This window comes from Selenomonas ruminantium AC2024 (assembly GCF_000687995.1).
Taxonomy (GTDB): domain Bacteria; phylum Bacillota; class Negativicutes; order Selenomonadales; family Selenomonadaceae; genus Selenomonas_A; species Selenomonas_A ruminantium_B.
In genome coordinates this window covers 1,701,917-1,719,652 of record NZ_JIAC01000001.1, presented here as the reverse complement: position 1 = coordinate 1,719,652, position 17,736 = coordinate 1,701,917, and the positions used below count along the sequence as shown (strand labels likewise).

The 17,736-nt window shown below is 49.3% G+C and carries 19 protein-coding genes; 1 reads left to right on the top strand and 18 read right to left on the bottom strand.

Annotated features, from left to right (window positions below; genetic code table 11):
- Position 1: 1 nt before the first annotated feature.
- The 16 genes from carA to P157_RS14150 all read right to left on the bottom strand — a co-directional run bounded on the left by carA (position 2) and on the right by P157_RS14150 (position 13,258).
- Positions 2-1,072 carry a glutamine-hydrolyzing carbamoyl-phosphate synthase small subunit gene (gene carA / locus P157_RS0108105; protein ID WP_026760557.1) on the bottom strand — a complete coding sequence of 357 codons (1,071 nt, stop codon included), beginning with the start codon at positions 1,070-1,072 and terminating at the stop codon, positions 2-4.
- Positions 1,073-1,095: 23 nt separating this feature from the next.
- The gene (locus P157_RS0108100) at positions 1,096-2,385 is read right to left on the bottom strand and encodes a dihydroorotase (RefSeq protein ID WP_026760556.1); all 1,290 of its coding nucleotides are present in this window, start codon (positions 2,383-2,385) and stop codon (positions 1,096-1,098) included.
- Entirely contained in the window at positions 2,382-3,329 is a 948-nt protein-coding gene (locus tag P157_RS0108095; RefSeq protein WP_026760555.1) for an aspartate carbamoyltransferase catalytic subunit, read from the bottom strand. Before P157_RS0108095 ends, P157_RS0108100 begins: the two co-directional genes overlap by 4 nt.
- A 314-nt stretch (positions 3,330-3,643) precedes the next feature.
- Positions 3,644-4,339: a DNA alkylation repair protein gene (locus tag P157_RS0108090; protein WP_026760554.1), complete on the bottom strand. Its 696-nt coding sequence runs from the start codon at positions 4,337-4,339 to the stop codon at positions 3,644-3,646.
- A 15-nt stretch (positions 4,340-4,354) separates the two neighbouring features.
- Positions 4,355-5,572 (bottom strand): DUF3322 and DUF2220 domain-containing protein, encoded by a 1,218-nt coding sequence (locus P157_RS14895; protein ID WP_080695412.1) that lies wholly within the window; start codon positions 5,570-5,572, stop codon positions 4,355-4,357.
- Positions 5,573-5,613: 41 nt separating this feature from the next.
- Complete coding sequence (locus tag P157_RS0108080) at positions 5,614-6,168, bottom strand: hypothetical protein (RefSeq protein WP_026760552.1); 555 nt, start codon at positions 6,166-6,168, stop codon at positions 5,614-5,616.
- A gap of 166 nt (positions 6,169-6,334) precedes the next feature.
- Complete coding sequence (locus P157_RS0108075) at positions 6,335-6,607, bottom strand: DUF1294 domain-containing protein (RefSeq protein WP_051598551.1); 273 nt, start codon at positions 6,605-6,607, stop codon at positions 6,335-6,337.
- A gap of 19 nt (positions 6,608-6,626) precedes the next feature.
- Entirely contained in the window at positions 6,627-6,833 is a 207-nt protein-coding gene (locus P157_RS0108070; RefSeq protein WP_026760550.1) for a hypothetical protein, read from the bottom strand.
- A 29-nt stretch (positions 6,834-6,862) separates the two neighbouring features.
- A complete protein-coding gene (ald, locus tag P157_RS0108065) occupies positions 6,863-7,987 on the bottom strand; it encodes an alanine dehydrogenase (protein WP_026760549.1) in 1,125 nt (374 codons plus the stop codon).
- A 108-nt stretch (positions 7,988-8,095) separates the two neighbouring features.
- The gene (locus P157_RS0108060) at positions 8,096-8,974 is read right to left on the bottom strand and encodes an aldose 1-epimerase family protein (RefSeq protein ID WP_026760548.1); all 879 of its coding nucleotides are present in this window, start codon (positions 8,972-8,974) and stop codon (positions 8,096-8,098) included.
- Positions 8,975-9,301: 327 nt separating this feature from the next.
- Positions 9,302-9,439 carry a hypothetical protein gene (locus tag P157_RS15505; protein ID WP_155266722.1) on the bottom strand — a complete coding sequence of 46 codons (138 nt, stop codon included), beginning with the start codon at positions 9,437-9,439 and terminating at the stop codon, positions 9,302-9,304.
- 116 nt (positions 9,440-9,555) lie between these two features.
- A complete protein-coding gene (locus P157_RS0108050; protein ID WP_072000148.1) occupies positions 9,556-11,358 on the bottom strand; it encodes a UvrD-helicase domain-containing protein in 1,803 nt (600 codons plus the stop codon).
- A gap of 166 nt (positions 11,359-11,524) precedes the next feature.
- The gene (locus tag P157_RS15495) at positions 11,525-11,686 is read right to left on the bottom strand and encodes a hypothetical protein (protein WP_155266720.1); all 162 of its coding nucleotides are present in this window, start codon (positions 11,684-11,686) and stop codon (positions 11,525-11,527) included.
- Positions 11,687-11,710: 24 nt separating this feature from the next.
- Positions 11,711-12,574, bottom strand: a complete 864-nt coding sequence (locus P157_RS14155; RefSeq protein ID WP_037368240.1) for a 4Fe-4S binding protein — start codon at positions 12,572-12,574, stop codon at positions 11,711-11,713.
- 4 nt (positions 12,575-12,578) lie between these two features.
- The gene (locus P157_RS15120; RefSeq protein ID WP_037371639.1) at positions 12,579-12,719 is read right to left on the bottom strand and encodes a CD1871A family CXXC motif-containing protein; all 141 of its coding nucleotides are present in this window, start codon (positions 12,717-12,719) and stop codon (positions 12,579-12,581) included.
- Positions 12,716-13,258, bottom strand: coding sequence for a TlpA family protein disulfide reductase (locus P157_RS14150; RefSeq protein WP_080695411.1), 543 nt, complete (start codon positions 13,256-13,258; stop codon positions 12,716-12,718). The genes P157_RS15120 and P157_RS14150 overlap by 4 nt, the downstream gene beginning before the upstream one ends.
- A gap of 203 nt (positions 13,259-13,461) precedes the next feature.
- Between P157_RS14150 and P157_RS0108030 the strand changes: the two genes are divergently transcribed.
- Entirely contained in the window at positions 13,462-14,085 is a 624-nt protein-coding gene (locus P157_RS0108030; protein WP_037368238.1) for a Flp pilus assembly complex ATPase component TadA, read from the top strand.
- 73 nt (positions 14,086-14,158) lie between these two features.
- Here P157_RS0108030 and P157_RS0108025 read toward each other — a convergent pair whose 3' ends face one another.
- Entirely contained in the window at positions 14,159-16,153 is a 1,995-nt protein-coding gene (locus P157_RS0108025) for a glycoside hydrolase family 127 protein (protein WP_230578460.1), read from the bottom strand.
- Complete coding sequence (locus P157_RS0108020) at positions 16,150-17,490, bottom strand: MFS transporter (RefSeq protein WP_026760544.1); 1,341 nt, start codon at positions 17,488-17,490, stop codon at positions 16,150-16,152. Before P157_RS0108020 ends, P157_RS0108025 begins: the two co-directional genes overlap by 4 nt.
- Positions 17,491-17,736: the final 246 nt, after the last annotated feature.

Below are 17,736 nucleotides of genomic sequence, written 5' to 3'. Positions count from 1 at the left end.
CTTATTCTCCCTTCAACATGGTCCAAAACTCGTCAAACAGATAGAGGTTGTCGTCCGGGCCCGGCGAGGCTTCCGGATGATACTGCACGGAGAACAGCGGCAGCTCCTTATGGCGCATGCCTTCCACCGTGCCATCGTTGACATTGATATGCGTAACTTCGAGTGGCAAATCTTTGAGGGATTCCTCCTCAACTGCAAAACCATGGTTCTGCGAAGAAATCTGTACCTTGCCCGTGCGCAAATCTTTAACCGGCTGATTCGAGCCGCGATGGCCGAATTTGAGCTTATAGGTCTTAGCCCCCAAAGCGCGGGCAATCAGCTGATGGCCAAGGCAGATGCCAAAGATGGGCTTCTTGCCGATCAGCTTCTTGATTTCTTCCACGATTTCCGGCACATCGGCAGGGTCGCCAGGGCCGTTGGAGAGGAAAATCCCGTCCGGATTCATCGCGAGAATATCCTCAGCCTTGGTATCGGCCGGCACGACCTGCAACTTGCAGCCGATATTGTGCAGAGACGTCAGGATGTTCTGCTTAACGCCGAAGTCCATGGCCACAACCAGCGGTGCATCTTCATTCTCAGCTTCCATCGTGTAGGCTTCCTTCGTGGTTACTTCCATAACCACCTCTTTTTTGATGGGCACCGCCATGAGTTTGTCGATTTCTGCCTGGTCGGCATCTGCGGGTACGATAATCCCCTTCATGGTACCGGCATTGCGGATTTTGCGGGTCACGGCGCGGGTATCCACATCATAGAGGCAGGGGATATTCTGACGGGTCAAAAATTCCGCCAGACTTTCCTCATAATGCCAGTTGCTGCCCAGCTCGCAAAGTTCGCCGATGACAAAGCCGCCCACAAAAGCCTTGCGGGACTGCATAAAGATATCGGCAATCCCGTAATTGCCTACCATAGGATATGTCAGCGTCAGAATCTGGCGGCAATAGCTGGGGTCCGTCAGACTCTCCTGATACCCCGTCATGCTGGTGTTGAACACCACTTCGCCGGTCGCCCGGCTGTCATTTAATAACTGCCCCGTAAAAACGCTGCCGTCTTCGAGGATTAATTTACCCTTCATGAAAACACCTCATTAAAATTATGTTAGTCCAGAATCTTACCATCCTGCATAACTACTTTACCTTTAACCATGGTCAGCACCGCCTTGCCCTTGAGCTTGCGGCCCACAAACGGGCTGTGGCTGCCCTTGGTATAGAATTCTTTTTCGTCAACCGTCCACTCAAGTTCCGGGTCGATAACCGTGATATCCGCCTGCGCACCTTCGCTGAGCTTGCCTGCATTGAGGCCGAAAACCTTGGCCGGTTCATAGCTCATCTTGGAGATAATCAGGGGCAGGTCTAATTTCTGCTCGTGATACAAATCCGTCAGCATAATACCCAGGGACGTTTCAAGGCCGGGGAAACCGCTCGGCGCGTAGATGTACTCCCTATCCTTTTCTTCCTGTGCATGCGGGCTGTGGTCGGTGACGATGGCATCAATGGTGCCGTCCTTCAATCCTTCGAGAATTGCCTCACAGTCCTTGGCTGCCCGCAGGGGCGGATTGATTTTCGTGGAGGTGTCAAAGAGATTGACACATTCTTCCGTCATGGTCAGATGCTGCGGCGTAGCTTCTGCCGTTACCTTGACGCCGCGCTTTTTGGCCTGACGCACGATATCCACGGCCCGCGCCGAACTGATATGGGCGATATGCACCTTGGAACCAGCATACTCTGCCAGCATGATGTCACGAGCCACAGCGATATCTTCAGCAACTGTTGGACGACCTTTGAGACCTAACATGGCACTGCGATGACCTTCATTCATCACACCATCTTCAATCAGCGTAGGCTCCTCCTCATGGTTGATGATAACCTTGTCAAAAGTGTGGAGGTAATCAAACGCATTGAGCATGACCTTGGCGCTGGGGTCGAAGTGACCGTCATCGGAGAAAGCCACCGCACCAGCTTCCAGCATGTCTCCCATCTCAGCCAGTTCCTTGCCTTCCTGACCTTTCGTTACCGCGCCGATGATTTCCACATTGACAACACCGACTTCCTGCGCGCGCATCTTCAGGCTGCGCACCAGAGCTGCCGAATCAACCGCCGGTTTGGTATTGGGCATGGTACAGATAGTCGTAAAACCGCCCGCTGCTGCCGCCTGCGTACCGGAGGCAAAGTCTTCCTTGGCTTCCTGCCCAGGCTCCCGCAGATGTACATGCAGGTCGATAAGTCCCGGCGTTACCACTTTGCCCGCAACATCATAAATTTCGTCAGCTTTCTCTTCAATTCCTGCACCGATTTTTACAATCTTGCCGTCTTCTACGAGCACATCTGCCACTGCATCGAATTTATTTTCCGGATTGATTACGCGTCCGCCTTTGAGCAAAATTTTCATGCCTGTTTTCCTCCCGTCAGCACCAAGGTAAAGAGCGCCATGCGCACCGCTACGCCATTCTGTACTTCTTCCTGAATGGCCGAGTTCTTGCCGTAAGCCGTAAAGGGCGAGATTTCCCAGCCCTTATTCATGGGGCCCGGATGCAGAATCAGTACATCATCCTTGGCCAGCTTCAGGCGCGTATCGTTGAGGCCGAAAATCCGTGCATACTCGCGGGTCGTCGGGAACAGGCCGCCCTTCATGCGTTCGAGCTGAATGCGCAGCACTTCAATGACATCAGCGTTGGCGATGGCATCTTCAATGCGCTCATGCACCACAATGCCCGGTTCTTCATAGAGGAAACGCGGCAGCAAAGTCTTAGGGCCGGCGATATGTACTTCCATGCCCATCTTGCGCATGCCGTAGATATCAGAGCGGGCTACACGGCTGTGGAGCACATCACCGATAATCGCAACCTTCAAGCCTTCAAGATGGCCCTTATGTTCCTCGATGGTAAAGAGGTTCAAGAGGCCCTGCGAAGGATGTGCGTGCGCACCGTCACCGGCGTTCAGGATTACAGGGCTTACTACCCGCGATGCGTATTCTGCCGCACCTTCCGCCTTATGGCGCATAACGATGGCATCAACGCCCATAGCCTCGATGGTGTAGAGCGTATCGCGGAGGCTTTCGCCCTTGACGATACTGCTCGAACCAGCCGTGATGTTTACCACATCTGCGCCGAGGTATTTGCCCGCCAATTCAAAGGAAGTACGGGTACGGGTGCTGGGTTCATAAAACAGGGTGACAATGGATTTGCCGCGCAGGGTCGGAACCTTTTTGATGTCCCGATGAATGATATTCTTCATTTCCTTGGCAGTATCGAGCACCAAGCGAATTTCCTCCGGGCTGAAATCTTCCAGACCCAGAACATTCTTTCCCCGCAGGGACAATTTGTTTTTCTCCAAGTCATTCACTCCTTAACAGGTTGACATTAATAATTATACATTAAGTTTGCATAAACTTTCAAGGAGAAATCCATTGTCTTTGAAAATATGCCTGCATAGAGCACAAAAAAGGGAGCTTCTTATGCGTATGCATAAGAAAGCTCCCGCTTTACTTCAGATTATAGTTATACTTATAGCTATATGACAGGCTCCCCTTATGCGCATCGCAGTACGCATCTTAAAAAGGCAATGTATTCGTTTGTCCTTGAGCAGCTCTCGTCTGCTTTGTTTGTAATTATAGCGCATACATTTTGAAATTGCAAGGGCGATTTGTATTAAATTTCTTTTACCTTGCGGCTAATCTTCAATGTTCGCAAATATGATTTCTGCTCCGTTGTTAGCCGTCTGCTCTCAATGGCCTTCTGGATGGCTTTGTTATGCGTCCAGACATCTAAAGCATGTCCTTCGATAAAGGTCAGCGCCGCTTCATACTGCTTGGCCAGTGCCGTGGCAAAATACCAGGCCGTCATCATATTGACATAGTATTCCTCGGAACGCACCTGCGCTGCCAGCTGCAAATAGGCAAGGTCAAAATCTTCGTCTAAGAAATGCTCCAGCAGCATGCCAATAGCAAAGCGCACTTTATAAGTTTCTTTTGCCGTCAGCCAAGTTTTTATCCGTTCCAGCAGTTCCTGCCGGTGCTTCTTAAAGATTTTCGGTGACATCTGGTCACAGGTAGCCCAGTTATCTACATAGGGCAGGAATTTTTCCAACTGCTCCATGCAAGTTTCATAATCCTTCATCCCCGACAGGATAAAAGCATGGAGCTGGTTTTCTTCAAAATAGGAATGGGGAAGCGTTGCTAAAAAGCGTTCCGCTTCCTCCCCCTTACTGATTTCCTTTGCCATCTTCCGCAAGGCCGGTGTCCGCACCCCGATAATCTGTTCCGGTGCCACCGTGGGCATCAGCTTGCTTTGGAACGCCTGATACTTTTTATCCTGCAAAGCAAATAATTCTGCCTGTATATCCATACATGCCTTCCTCCCTCACAATTCCTGCAAAAATGACCGGACTTCACTTAAGGGAATCTTCTCCTGCTCCAGACGATTCCTCTGCGGAGGCTGACATGTCAAAAATTTCCAGCACGCCTGCTCCTGACATGTCAAATTCGCAGGCATCTCCATGCTGCTACCCGTGTCAGCCGTCATAAAGTGCTGATACTTCTCTGCCAGTTCCGGATTCATCAAAAAGGAACGCACCTGCGGATATTTCTCCCGCACCCGGGACAAAATGCACAAGCCGTCCCTATCCATATCGCCCCAGTACCAAATCTGCCGCTGCTTTTTTAGCCAGGGAATCTCGACCTCCTGCGCAATCACACCATTGCCTGCGCCGAAGATAATCAGGCCGTCCTCCACCTCCGGAAAGACATAGCCATTGATTTTATTCTCCGTGAAGAACACCCGGCCAAAATTCACCTGCAGGCGGGCCAGCTGTTCTGCCGTTACCATCAGTTCCTGCAGACCGCCAATGGTCTTATTCTTATCCAAGGACCGCAAATAGATGTTCGGTGTCGGCGCCTTCTCCTGCCAATGAAGCTGCCCGCACAAATCCTTAAAGCTGCGCCCCTCCACCTCCGGATGCAGGGCATAAAAGATTGCGGCCACCAGCCTGCTATGCGCTTCCATAAATTTGGTATCCACATAGGGAACATCCAATTCCCGCAAATAACAATCCGTCCGATAGCTCTCAGAAAAATACTTCGCCAGCTGCCAAATACAATCCGGCAGATTCTTTTCCTTTAAGATTACTTCACGATAAGCCGCGCAAAGACTGCGCAGGCCGGGAAAGTCCGTCATGATTTTCCCGCAGCGCTCCTGTAAATTTTGAAAACGCCGCCATTCCCCCAAGTAACGCAGCGCCGCCTCGGCATTACAAAACTCGGCCTTCACAGGGAAATCATGCTGCTTGCCTAACACGCCAGCCTGTTTATTGGCGGTAAGCAAAGTCCAGTAAGCGCCCTCCTGCTTCCAAAAAGCCGCCCACGCAGCCACCTCATGAATCCTTCCGGCACTATCGGCCAGCTTTACCGGCGGTTTCAACACATAGGAAAAAGAATAGGCTTCGCCTAGTACAGCTGCCCGCCAAATTTTTTCCAGTTCACGCTTCGTATTCATTTTTTGCCGCAACTCGCGGTCATAAACCATAGTCCATTGCTCCTCACACAGGAAAAGAGACGGCGCACCTGCCCGTCTCTTCTTCATTTGTTTTTCTGCTGACAGCCATCACCACCAGATGACCTCTGTCACGCTTTCTTTAACTTGCTTTCGGCATTTACCTCTTTGAGGCCGTAAACGGCTCCGGCGAAAGCCGCCCCCATGATGCGGGTTTCATTGTCCGGCTGCTTCATAAGTTCCACCATGCGGGCATGGAAGGAATCCTCCACAATGGCCACATTGAGATAAATCGCCAAACTCAGCTTGTCCTTCAAGTCATTGGAAGTCAGGAAACCTGCCACCAGTTTGCCACGGCTCTTGGGCTTTTCCGCCGCCGTCAGCGCACTGGATATGGATTGAATGATGGGGTCTTTGAACTTATCCGCCACCTTCCAGGCAGACATACAAGCCTTCTTCACCTTAACTCCATCCCGCACGAGAAAGTAAATAATCAACGAAGCCATCGCCAGAACACTCTTGTTGGCCGTTGAACGCTTAATGCAAGTTTCATAAATCGTTTCCGGTTCGTCCGTCGTCCGCAACCCTAATTCAATGGTCTGGGAAATATCTTCTGCTCCCTGCTGAAAAAACATCCCTGCTGCCGTCATACAGCCACGGGCACGTTCCATTGCGTATTTATCCATGGTTATCACCTCATGGAATATTTCGCCATAAACAGGCTGCTTTCCTGCCGACATGTCAAATGCGCCTAGTTGACATGTCAATTCTACTTTGACATGTCAACTTATTTCGCCTAATTGCCAGAACAGAAAAACTGCACACAGCGTTTCTGCCATGTGCAGTAATATTTTATTTCCAATGCAGATACACCAGAGCCGCCACCTGCAGCAGTAAAATCATCGGCACGCCATAACGGAACTTCAGATGCCGGGTCTTATGCCGGAAAATCTGCATGGCCAGCAATGCTCCAATGCTGCCGCCAAGCAAAGCCAATAACAGGAGCACTTTCTCCGGCACCCGCCAGCTGTCCAGTTTGGCAAAGAGCTTATCTCCACCATAAACGACTAAAACCAGTGCATTGATTATTGCTAAATACCAGTAAAAAATCTCGTGCATGCTCATTATCTTATCCTTCTAAACCTTAACCACCAAAATACCCGATTTTTTCCTCGACATCTTCATTCTTTGCCTTGCACTGCAAGATGCGTTTATACAACCTCTTATAGTATTCCTTGTAAAACGGCTTGAGCTGGCTTTCCTGAATCGCCTCCAGGGCTTGCTCCAAATCCAAATCGGAATACTGATACGGATGATGCATTACATCTACGGCTCGATGCAGGTCTTTCATGATGTGCTCTTCCTCCTAGACAGAAATAATCAGCTCTCCAGATAAACGGCCTTATCTACATATTCCAAGCCCAGTGCTTCAGACACGGGCCGATTGGTTATCTTGCCATCCACAGTGTTAAGCCCCTGCGCCAGACCGGCGTCCTGCCTGCAGGCTTCACGCCAGCCTTTTCCTGCCAGCGTCAGGGCATACGGAAGCGTTGCATTGGTAAGTGCCAGCGTAGAGGTTCTAGCTACAGCCCCGGGAATATTGGCCACGGAATAATGCAGCACACCATGCTTCACAAATGTCGGATTCTCATGGGTGGTCACATGGTCGCAGGTAGCAATGCTGCCGCCCTGGTCAATGGCAACATCCACCACGACAGAGCCCTGCTTCATGGTCTTTATCATATCTTCCGTGACCAGCTGCGGCGTTTTGGCACCAGGCACCAGCACGGCGCCAATGAGAAGGTCTGCCTCCCGTACCCACTGGGCAATGTTATAACTGTTGGAACTTACCGTGGCTACACGGCCGCCAAAAACATCATCCAAATAGCGGAGCCGCTCGATTGACAAGTCAATAATCGTGACTCTTGCCCCCAGGCCGACGGCCATCTTAGCCGCATTGGTGCCCACGACACCACCGCCAATGATTACCACCTGCGCCGGAGCTACACCGCTGACACCGCCCAGCAGGACACCTGCGCCGCCATAACGGCTCTCGAGGAACTGCGCGCCAATTTGTACCGACATGCGGCCCGCAATCTCACTCATCGGTGCGAGCAAGGGAAGTGACCTGCCATCCCGGCCCACCACCGTCTCATAAGCAACGGATGTAACCTTATGTTTCAGCAAAGCCTCTGTCAGTTCCGGTTCTGCGGCCAGATGGAGATAGGTAAAGAGCAGCTGCCCCTCATGGAACAGGTCATATTCAGACGGCAGCGGTTCCTTCACCTTGACAATCATCTCTGATTTATCAAACAGCTGCTTCTTGTCCGAAATGAGCTCTGCTCCTACAGCCGTGTAGTCTTCGTCAGCAAAACCACTCCCCAGGCCGCTGCCCGTTTCGACCAGCACTTTGTGCCCTGCCTTTACCAGAGCTTCTGCCCCTGCAGGCGTCAGCCCTACACGATTTTCATTGTTCTTGATTTCCTTAGACACACCGATAATCATGTTAGTCCCTCCTCACCGCCAATCATCATTCAGTTATTCATTCGCCTCTTTGCCCTGAAATTCCTGCCTGATTCTCCAATTCAAACGGTTCTTCGAGATTCAAAAACCTCAGCCTATCCGGATGGTGTAATGGAAGCTCTGCGTTTTGCCTGGTTCAAGTTTCAGGCTGCCTTCACGGTCTGCAAACTCGCCATTATAGCCCTCATAATCTGCATGTCCCTGCCAAGGTTCCAGACAAAGGAAAGGAGCTCCGCCCTGCGCCGGCGTCCAGAAGCCCCAGAACGGGAAATCCTTGGCCTCCATCGAAACCTTCTTGTCACTCTTATGGGAGCAGATGGTTACGACATCCGACTTCAAGCCCTTATAAGCTAAAGCATCCCCGGCAAACATCCCGTAATTTAGCGCTAGCTGCTCACCCTGCAGGCGTGCCTCTCCCTGCTCTTTCAGGAACTGTCCCTTGCTGTTAAGCGGCATATTGACGTTATCTTCCTGCTGATTAAAAGTCAGATAGCAGTCACTGAATTCTTCCCCCTGCACCAACGGGCAGCGGAAAGCCGTATGGGCACCGATGGAATAGACCATTTCCCTGTCATCCAAATTCTGCACCTTCCAGATGACTTCAACGGTATTATCCTTTAAGGCATACGCCACATTCAGCTGGAACTTCCACGGATAGTTGGCCAGTGTTTCTTCTGACCATTTCAAAGCAAATTCTATATAATCCTGACGGCGCTCCACCAGCTGATACTCAGAGATACGCCCGAATCCATGTCCCGGCAGTTCATATTCTGTGCCATTCACACGATACTTTCCATCCTGCAATTTGCCGACAATGGGGAACAGCACCGGAGAACTATACTTCCACCACTGCGGATTGCCATCCCAAAGATACTCCGTTTCATCTGAGCGTTCCTTAATAGAACGCAGCTCCGCACCATAACTGCGCACCTGCACACACAATTTGTCATTTTCTAAACTATACAGCATACTTTGTTCACCTCGATACTATAGTATCATATATGCTGGTTATATGTAAAAATGTTTCGGGCCCCATCTTCTGAACAGGCTGTGATTTTTCACAGTCACCTAGTAAAAACTATGTAAAAGATTACAATATCGTGAGCAGAATTCTATCGTATAATAACTCACATAGCACTTATCGGCACTACCATTTCCTAATCCCCATTCGGTAGTACCGTGAGCGAGCTTCCCCAGTTCGCATAAACCAAAAGCCCTGACTGGACTTTCCCCAAGTACCAGTCAGGGCTTTTTTATTTCAAGGCATGCGCAATGGATGTCCCTTATGCACCTGCACTATTTTTTGAATGGGGGAATCGGCTCCAGACATGGGAAGCTGGGCTGTGGCATAATCAGCACAGGGAATACCGGGCATTTATCAGCAGCCTTTTTAAGCAGTTTTTTGACAAATTTAATTTTCTTTGCTTCCTTCATGACAATCGCTCCTTCCAAATATCGTATATCCTTCATCCTTTGCTATTACATACGATTCTTGAGCACTTTCATTACAAGCTGCAAAAAAATTTTTCACCAAAGCTGCTCTAAAAAGTTCAGCCATTCAATCGTTCCATGATAGAATCCTTGGTAAACTCCTTGCCCAGTCTTTCGTCCGTTATCCCTCTGCCATAGAAATCCACATACGCCCAGCCGCTTTTCCTTTTCTGCAGCAATATGCCGCCCAGCGCAAGCAGATTCTTGAAGTCCTTGAAATTATTGGCAGAAACCGCACAGTCCATGATGTTTTTCCGCATGCGATTCAACATCGTACCCCGCTCGGTCTCCCACATCCTAAGTTCCGTTTTTTTGTGGTGCTTATGAGCAGTTTTAGACTCCCAGGCTCTTTCCTGCGCGCTATCCTTCTGCAGCTTGCGCCTGTCCTTAGCCTTCCGGACTGCTGCCTCACATTCATCCAGATGATTGAGGATTGCCTCCCGGCTTTGATAGGCAGCATTATCGGTCATATCCACCAGTTTGATTTGTGCTCTGGTAACCGCGACATAATAAAGATTGAGTTCCTGAATGAAATCCTTGAACCGTTCATCCTGCTGCTCTAAATGACTCATTCCCGACCGGATTTTTACCGAATTGAAACGGCAGCGCATATAGAGGAAACCCAAATCCGGGAAATCATCCATCAGCCTTACGGTATGCCATTCCAAACCTTTACTGGTATGCGCATTGGTCAATACGATTGGAGCTTCCGGATTATTCATACGCCGAGCTATGTCCAAGAGTTCGTACAAATCATCCTCATAATTCTCAGCAATCTTCATCGCGGACAGTATTTCCACATCCGCAGTGCTGTCTGCATAATCCTTCAGTTTCTCCTTGCCGTGCAGGCGATTCAAGAACTTGAACTCACCCACAAAGTCATGACGCTGGTCGAAGAGAAATTCCTTGACGGCAATGGCCATCCTGAATATATCCTCGGGCTTCTTGACCAGATAAACTCGCGCTGGCGTATCCCGATATTCATCAATCAAATCCACCAGTGACGAATTTGTCCGGGTAATGCAGGCTGTCTGCTTATTCTTCAGCTTCTCTTCATTAATCATGGAATTCATCGGATAATACGGCACTTGTCCATCGTACAGAATGTCCATGAAAACCTTCATGTAGAGATTCGCCTTATCCAAAATCGGCTGCCGGGCACGGAACGAATTCGTCAGCTGAAGCGTCACATCGGCTTTCTGCCGTGCCAAAGCATTGATCGCTCCGCGAAAACCATAGATGGACTGATGCGAATCCCCCACAAAAATCCGGCAGCAGGAAGCCCGATTGATAATGCTGAGCGTCACAGGATTGCAGTCCTGACTCTCATCCACCAGAATGCAGTCATACAATCTTCCCAAGCCCTGCTCCTCCGGCGAAAGCAGCTGGAAAAGTTTCAGATAATGGTCATGCGGCATGGGCAAAGTCCCTTCTGCCACCAGCTCAAAAATCTTTTTTACGTCCCGGCCCGGAAAATCATGCTCCGCGGATATGAGGAATTCCTTATACCGGTTAAGCAGCAAATAAAGTTCGTAATTCTCCTTGTTCGGAAAACATTCATGGAGCATGTCTGCCTTAATAGCTGCTAACGTCGGACGTGCCCCACCATGGAAGAAATGCCTGTACGCCATACTATGCATAGTCATAGCCCTGGTATTGGCTGGGAATACCTGATTGGCCTTATCGGCGATACTGCGGTTGAAGGCCAGATACAAAAATCGCTTCTGCGGATTTGCATTGGTCACAGCCACCAAAGTGGTAGTCTTACCCGAACCGGCACAGGCGTCAATTTTCATAACCTGCCCATGCTGCAGTCCCTGTGATGCTTTTATTATCTCTATCTGTTCAGACGATGCTCGCATTATTCTCTCTCGTTTCCTTATTCATTCTCATATCCGATAATTATACTCCTGTTTGCAATTCTGTGTCTACGGCCCAATGCCCGCATTTGACATGTCAAATTTACCACAAAGGCGGCCTGCCGGCTCTTTCGAGTCAGCAGGCCGCCTTTTTCAAACCATGAAACGCTTATTTTCCGCCCTTTTTCCACGGGCATACGCCATCCTTGCAGCCATCATCGCTTTGCTGATAATTGCTGTTATCAGGCTTATCACTCTCTGCCGCCATAGCGGGAACAGCAGCAGCCATAACCAGCAACGCCAGCAGCAGGGCACAGATTTTCTGCTTCATATATATACCTCCCCATCTTTCATCTTAATGCGTATCTGCAGCAGTCTTAGCGGCCGGCGCCTTAATCCCCAGATGCAGGGCTTTTTGCGGGCAGGCCTCAACACATTGGCCGCACAAAATACACTCAGGAGAATGAAGCTGCACCACCGGGTCAATATCCATGGGACAGACCTTGCGGCAAGCGCCGCAGGATACACAGCTTTTTTCATCCAGATGCAGCCTGCAGATACTGACACGATTCAGCAGACCATAAATCGCTCCCAGCGGACAAAGCATTTTACAAAAGAACCGGCTGATAAACAGGCAGCCGACGAGCACCGCGACCAATATCACAGACTTTAAGACAAACAAACCGCCAATCGCCTGCCGATACTCCGCATGCGTCAACAGCAATGGCACAGCAGCTTCCAGTGTACCTGCCGGGCAAATATACTCACAAAAGGCTGGTGCACCCACACCGTTAACCATGAGAAGCAGCACCGGCAATAGCAGGACAAAGACCACGAGCAGCAGGTATTTTACATAGCGCAGCGGCGGGAATAGCTTTCTCTTCTGCACCGGCAGCTTGCTCAGCAAATCCTGCAGCAGACCAAAGGGACAGAGAAAGCCACAGGCCAGCCGCCCCCAAAGCACACCGAGCAGCAGCAAAAAACCGCCGACATAAAAGCTGAAACCATAACCGGCTGTCCCGCCGGCTGCCTGCAGCGCCCCCAAAGGACAGGACAAAGTAGCTGCGGGGCAGGAATAACAATTGAGCCCCGGCGCGCACAAGTTCTTGGCACTGCCCTTGTAGAGCCTGCCGGAAGTTAAGTTCATCAATTCCTGATTGGTGAGCACGGCCGCCAATAGCTGCACAAAACGGCGATTGCATGAACGGGTGATATTCATCAGCTCACCCCAATCCTATACATTCCATACACACGCGCACAGCCTTATGCAAAATTATCCGGGCCTCACCGCGCCATAGCCCCCACAGTATGCAGCAGACTGCCAGAGCCAGCAGCAGACTGCGGATTTTGCCCAATCTGGTCACTTGAGATACCTCTTAACCTGTTCTTTGTACTTCGCTACATCAGCACCAATGACCTTTTCTCCGATGATATTGCCATTCGAATCCACAAAAATGGTCGTAGGTACGGCTTCGATATTTGACAGGAACTCTAACACTTTGTCATCAGGCAGAATATTTACAAAACCGACATTGGCATCTTTTAAGATTCTGACAGCAGCTGCCGCGGTTTCTTTGTCACTGGGGCCGCTGGCATCACATACAATGCCGATAATCTGCGCATCCTGCGGCATTTCCCCAGCCCAGCGTCCCAGCTCCGGCATTTCTTCAATGCAGGGCGGGCAGAAGGTTCCCCAGATATTTACGACCGTTATTTTCTTACCCTTGAAAATATCCTGCGTAACGGTATTGCCAGCAACATCTACCGTCTGGAACGCCGGGAACTTGTTGCTGTTTGCCGTTTCCTGGGCAGCTTTGCCATTTTCAGCCGAACAGCCCGTGGCTAGAAAAATGCTTGAAAATGCTACCATCGACATCAATAGGATTCTAAACAGTTTGTGCATAGTAATTCCTCCTCTAACTCACCATCCTGAATATTACATCTTCTGTTATATAATTCAATTTCAAGCGTCAAAATACCTGCATCCAAAAGAAAAGGCTATGCACTTATTTGCCAAAATGCAAAAAAGGACTTTTCTCCTATAATCTTTTGTGGTAGACTAGGAACATCTTTATTGTAGGTCTTTTAATAAAGGAGCATGTGTAATTGAAAGTACCAAGCTATATGATCTCTTCCTATGTAGGAAGACGGGTAATCACGCCGTCCCAGCGCGATGTTTTATTCCATGCGTTCTCGCAGAGGATGAACATAATTGTCTGTGGAAACCTTGGGGTAGGCAAGACGACCTTCCTCAACGCTATCGCCAACGAACTGCATCACATGGGGGGACATGTTGCACTGGTGCAAAACTTTAATGAGTTCTCCTTCCGCGAGTCAGCGAAAATCCATCCGATTTTCACCTTCAATTCTCCCATATCCGACTTCAACCAGGCCCTTGCCTCTGCCAAAACCGGAATCGTCATCAACGAATTGGAAGCAGGAACCTCAAAGTCCTTGCTTCTTGCTCTGCGCCGAGGCCGCAAGAACGTGCACTTCGGACTTTCCTCCTGCTCGGATGCAGACCATGCCCTGATGCGCTTTGCCCTTCTTTCCAAAACATCCTTCAACGAGGTTCCCCACCTCATTGACTTAGTGATTCACATAGAACTTGATTCGCATAACAATCGCAAAATCCATATCAAAGCTGTCGATGGCTTCGATGAAAAGACTTCCGCGTTCATTCTGCGTGATTTCGATTCTCTGACCGATTCGATTAAAGTTGCTTCGTAAATTTTACCTTCTACGTCAAAAACGCAGGCCGCCGGCCTGCGTTTTCTTATGCGTATTTTTGCCTCTTTGTCACTTATTTATGGTACAGCCATACCATCATTTCATTTTCGCCCCTATTGCCCCAGCAATAATAGGGAATCAGTTTGAGTTCCTGTCTATGAAGGGAACGCGGTTTACCATAAGGGCTATACAATCTGTTGCCCTTGGCCTCTCTTACCGCATCCGTATGCAGTATGCCGGCCCCACTAAAGAGCTTATCGGTGTATTCATAGGTAAATTCCATGCCATCTACCAGACGAATGCGTTCCAAGCCATCTCCATTATCAATGGATTCGGCACAGTATACCAGCGGTCCTCTCTGAACGGCCAGCCTGCCAATATCTTCCCGTACCTCCGGTGCAGCCTGATAAAGTGTTGCCTCCATGGGAATTTCCAGCGTAATCCTGTCATCCTTATGCCAGTTTCTCCGCAGCGTTACATAGCCATCCTGCTTTTCTTCATGGACCACACTGCCATTTATGGCAATCTTATAATTCTTAGCCCAAGATGGAATTCGCAGAGCTATACCATATCGTCCATCCGTTTTTGTTGTCAGCTCGACATTTCCTTCCCAGGGGAACTGGCTTGTCATGGATAGTGCAACCTTTTTGTCTGCCAGAGACAGCTCCGCTTCTGAACCCACATACAAATCCACATAGATGGTATCATCTGCTGTCGAATAGATATATTCATCCAGGGAACTGATTAATCTTGCCAGATTCGGAGGGCAGCAGGCACAACCGAACCAGGCCTGCCGCGTAGTCTTGATATGACTCTTGCCGGGGTCTTTGCGGCTTAATTCCGGAACAACCTCCAAAGGATTTACATAGAAGAAGTGCCTGCCATCCAACGCCATACCGGAAAGGACGGTATTATACAAGGCTCTTTCCATAACATCCGCATAAGCACCATGACCAGCTTCATCCTTTAGCATATTATGGGCAAAGAACATCAGGCCCACAGATGCACAGGTTTCCCCATACATGGAATCATTGGGTAAATCATAGTCTGCCGTAAAGGCTTCCCCAATTACCGTTGAACCCACAGCCCCAGTAATATACATCCGCTTTTCGGTAATATTCTTCCAAAGCCGCTGGGCCGCCTGACGCATTTTTCCATCATTCTTCAGTCGTGCCAGCATGGCCATCCCCGTGCACATATACATAACCCTTACGGCATGACCTTCTGCTGTTTCCTGTTCTAGAATGGGCTTATGGTTCTGGTAGTAACTGTCCTTGAAGCCTTCCATCCCCTCAATAAGCACGGAAGTATCCTCATCTGCCCGGCACTGCTTCCGGAAGAAATCCGGGTCTTTGCCCCGCTGATAGAGGAAATACCTGCCCAGCTCCAGATAGCGTTTATTGCCGACAGTTTCATACAGACGGAACAGCGCCAGCTCGATTTCTTCATGGCCGTCATAGCCGTGAATCTTATGCTCCTCTGGACCAAAATGCCGATCCAGACAATCTGCCAGACGGCAGGCCGTATCCAATACCAGCTGATTGCCTGTTGCCTTGTGATAAGCCACGGCGGCCTCGATAAAGTGTCCGGCACAATAAAGTTCATGGCTCTGATAAAGCCGCTTGAATTTACGCTCCGGTGCCTCCACGGTAAAGTACGTGCCTAAATAGCCATCATCTTCCTGTGCTGCAGCAATGAGTTCCACCACACTATCTGCTGCTTCCCGAAGATTTTTGTCCTCCGGCACTCTGGCAAGTGTATAGGCAGCGGCTTCGAGCCATTTGTACACATCACTATCCTGAAAGACCATGCCATAATGATGTCCCTGACTGCGGCCTGCGGCAATCTTAAAGTTTTCGATTGCATGACTCTTTTCCGAAGGAATATAATCTGCATCCCTCTCCTTGGCAATCTCAATGTCTTCCAAGTCATTGAGCACCCGCCACTGATAAGGGAGCATTTCCGTGCGGATAAGTTCCATATAGTTCAGCCAAAACTTATCCGTAACTTTTACCTGCGCATTATCTTCTAATACGGTATGATTTACTGCTGCTGAAGTTTTCATCATTGCTGTGCGAGGGCTTCCAAGACCTCTTCCTCCTTCGCTTCATAGTGACTGTAGAAAAGCATCGGAACAATACCTACGGCAAAAATTGCCGCCGGCAGCCAGATAAATACCACCTGAATGCCCATCAAAGCCGTGGCCGACTGAACTGCATTCGGCACATAACCAAAGGCATCCATAACCATCGCGGGGATAAAACCGCCGATACCGGAACCAGCCTTAATACAAAAAGCACTACCGATTGCCGTCAGGAAGCCGCTGGCCCGAATACCTGTCTTCCACTCACCATAATCCACAGTATCTGAAAGCATGGCAAAAGGCATGGAGCAGGCAATCCCCTGACCAATGCAGCTTATGCACCAGAAGGGAATCAGCACGGATAAGTCCGCACCCGCAAAATACATACCGATATGACCTAAAATGGCCAGTACAAAGCCAATAATCATCGTGGTATGCTTACTGGTATGACGAACCAGGAAGGGAATGGAAAGCATCCCCAGTACCTGAATGACCATGAAACCATTAATCATTGCGGCAATGCCCTTGTCCCCCAGCACATACTGGCAGTAGTAAACCACCGTGGACTGGCGGATTGTAAGAGCAATCCAGAAGATAAGATTCGCCAACACCAGAATCATCCACGGCCAGTTTCCTTTGATGGCCCTGATGCTGTCCTTAATGGGAATGCGTTTAATCTTTTCTACGTTTACTTCCCGCAAATTACGGAAGGCTACAAAAAGAAGCACCGCTGCAATGACACCGAAGAATGCCAGCGTCATCGAAAAGCCCAGCTGGTCATTGCCACCGCCAAAGTAAGCAACCAAAGGCAGGGTAAAGGTCATGCAGATAAAAGCACCTACATTTCCGCCAACCATGCGGAAGGTGTTAAGAACCACCCGTTCCTCCGAGTTATGGGACAAATTCGGCAGAATCGAAGTAATGGCCGTTTGAATTCCCGTATAGATAACACCAGCCGCAATATAGGTAACCGCCGCATACGCTATCTTAGCCGTACCGCTTAAATCCGGCGTCGTAAAAGTCAGCCACATACATACTGCAAAGGGCACGCATAACCAAAGGAAGTACGGTCTGCTCTGTCCGTATTTCGTCTTTGTATGGTCTACGATAAATCCCCACAAGGGAGCATCTATAGCGTCCAGTAATCTGGTAGCCAGCAGCAGTGTACCGGTTACCGCTACGGACAAACCAAACACATCCGTGTAAAAATAAAGCAGGAAGGAACCAATGATACAATACAGCAGATTCCCGCATCCATCAGTAAGGGCATAGCTTAACCGGCTGCGCAGTTCTGTTTTCTCCGCGACCTTATCTCCAGACATTAAAACTCCTCCTTCTGATTCTCACAGATTGATTTTGACGCGTCCATTTAACCTACGCTCTTATTATAAGCGCATCTGCCTTTCGAGGATAGACAGACACTTTACCTATCATAGGACAATATTATCCTATAAAATACTACAAAATTGGACTAAATCGCAGAAAATATGTTATAATTATCCTAACAAAACCATAAGAAGCTTAATAAATCAACTTCTTATATAGGATAAAATTAACCACTGGAGGCA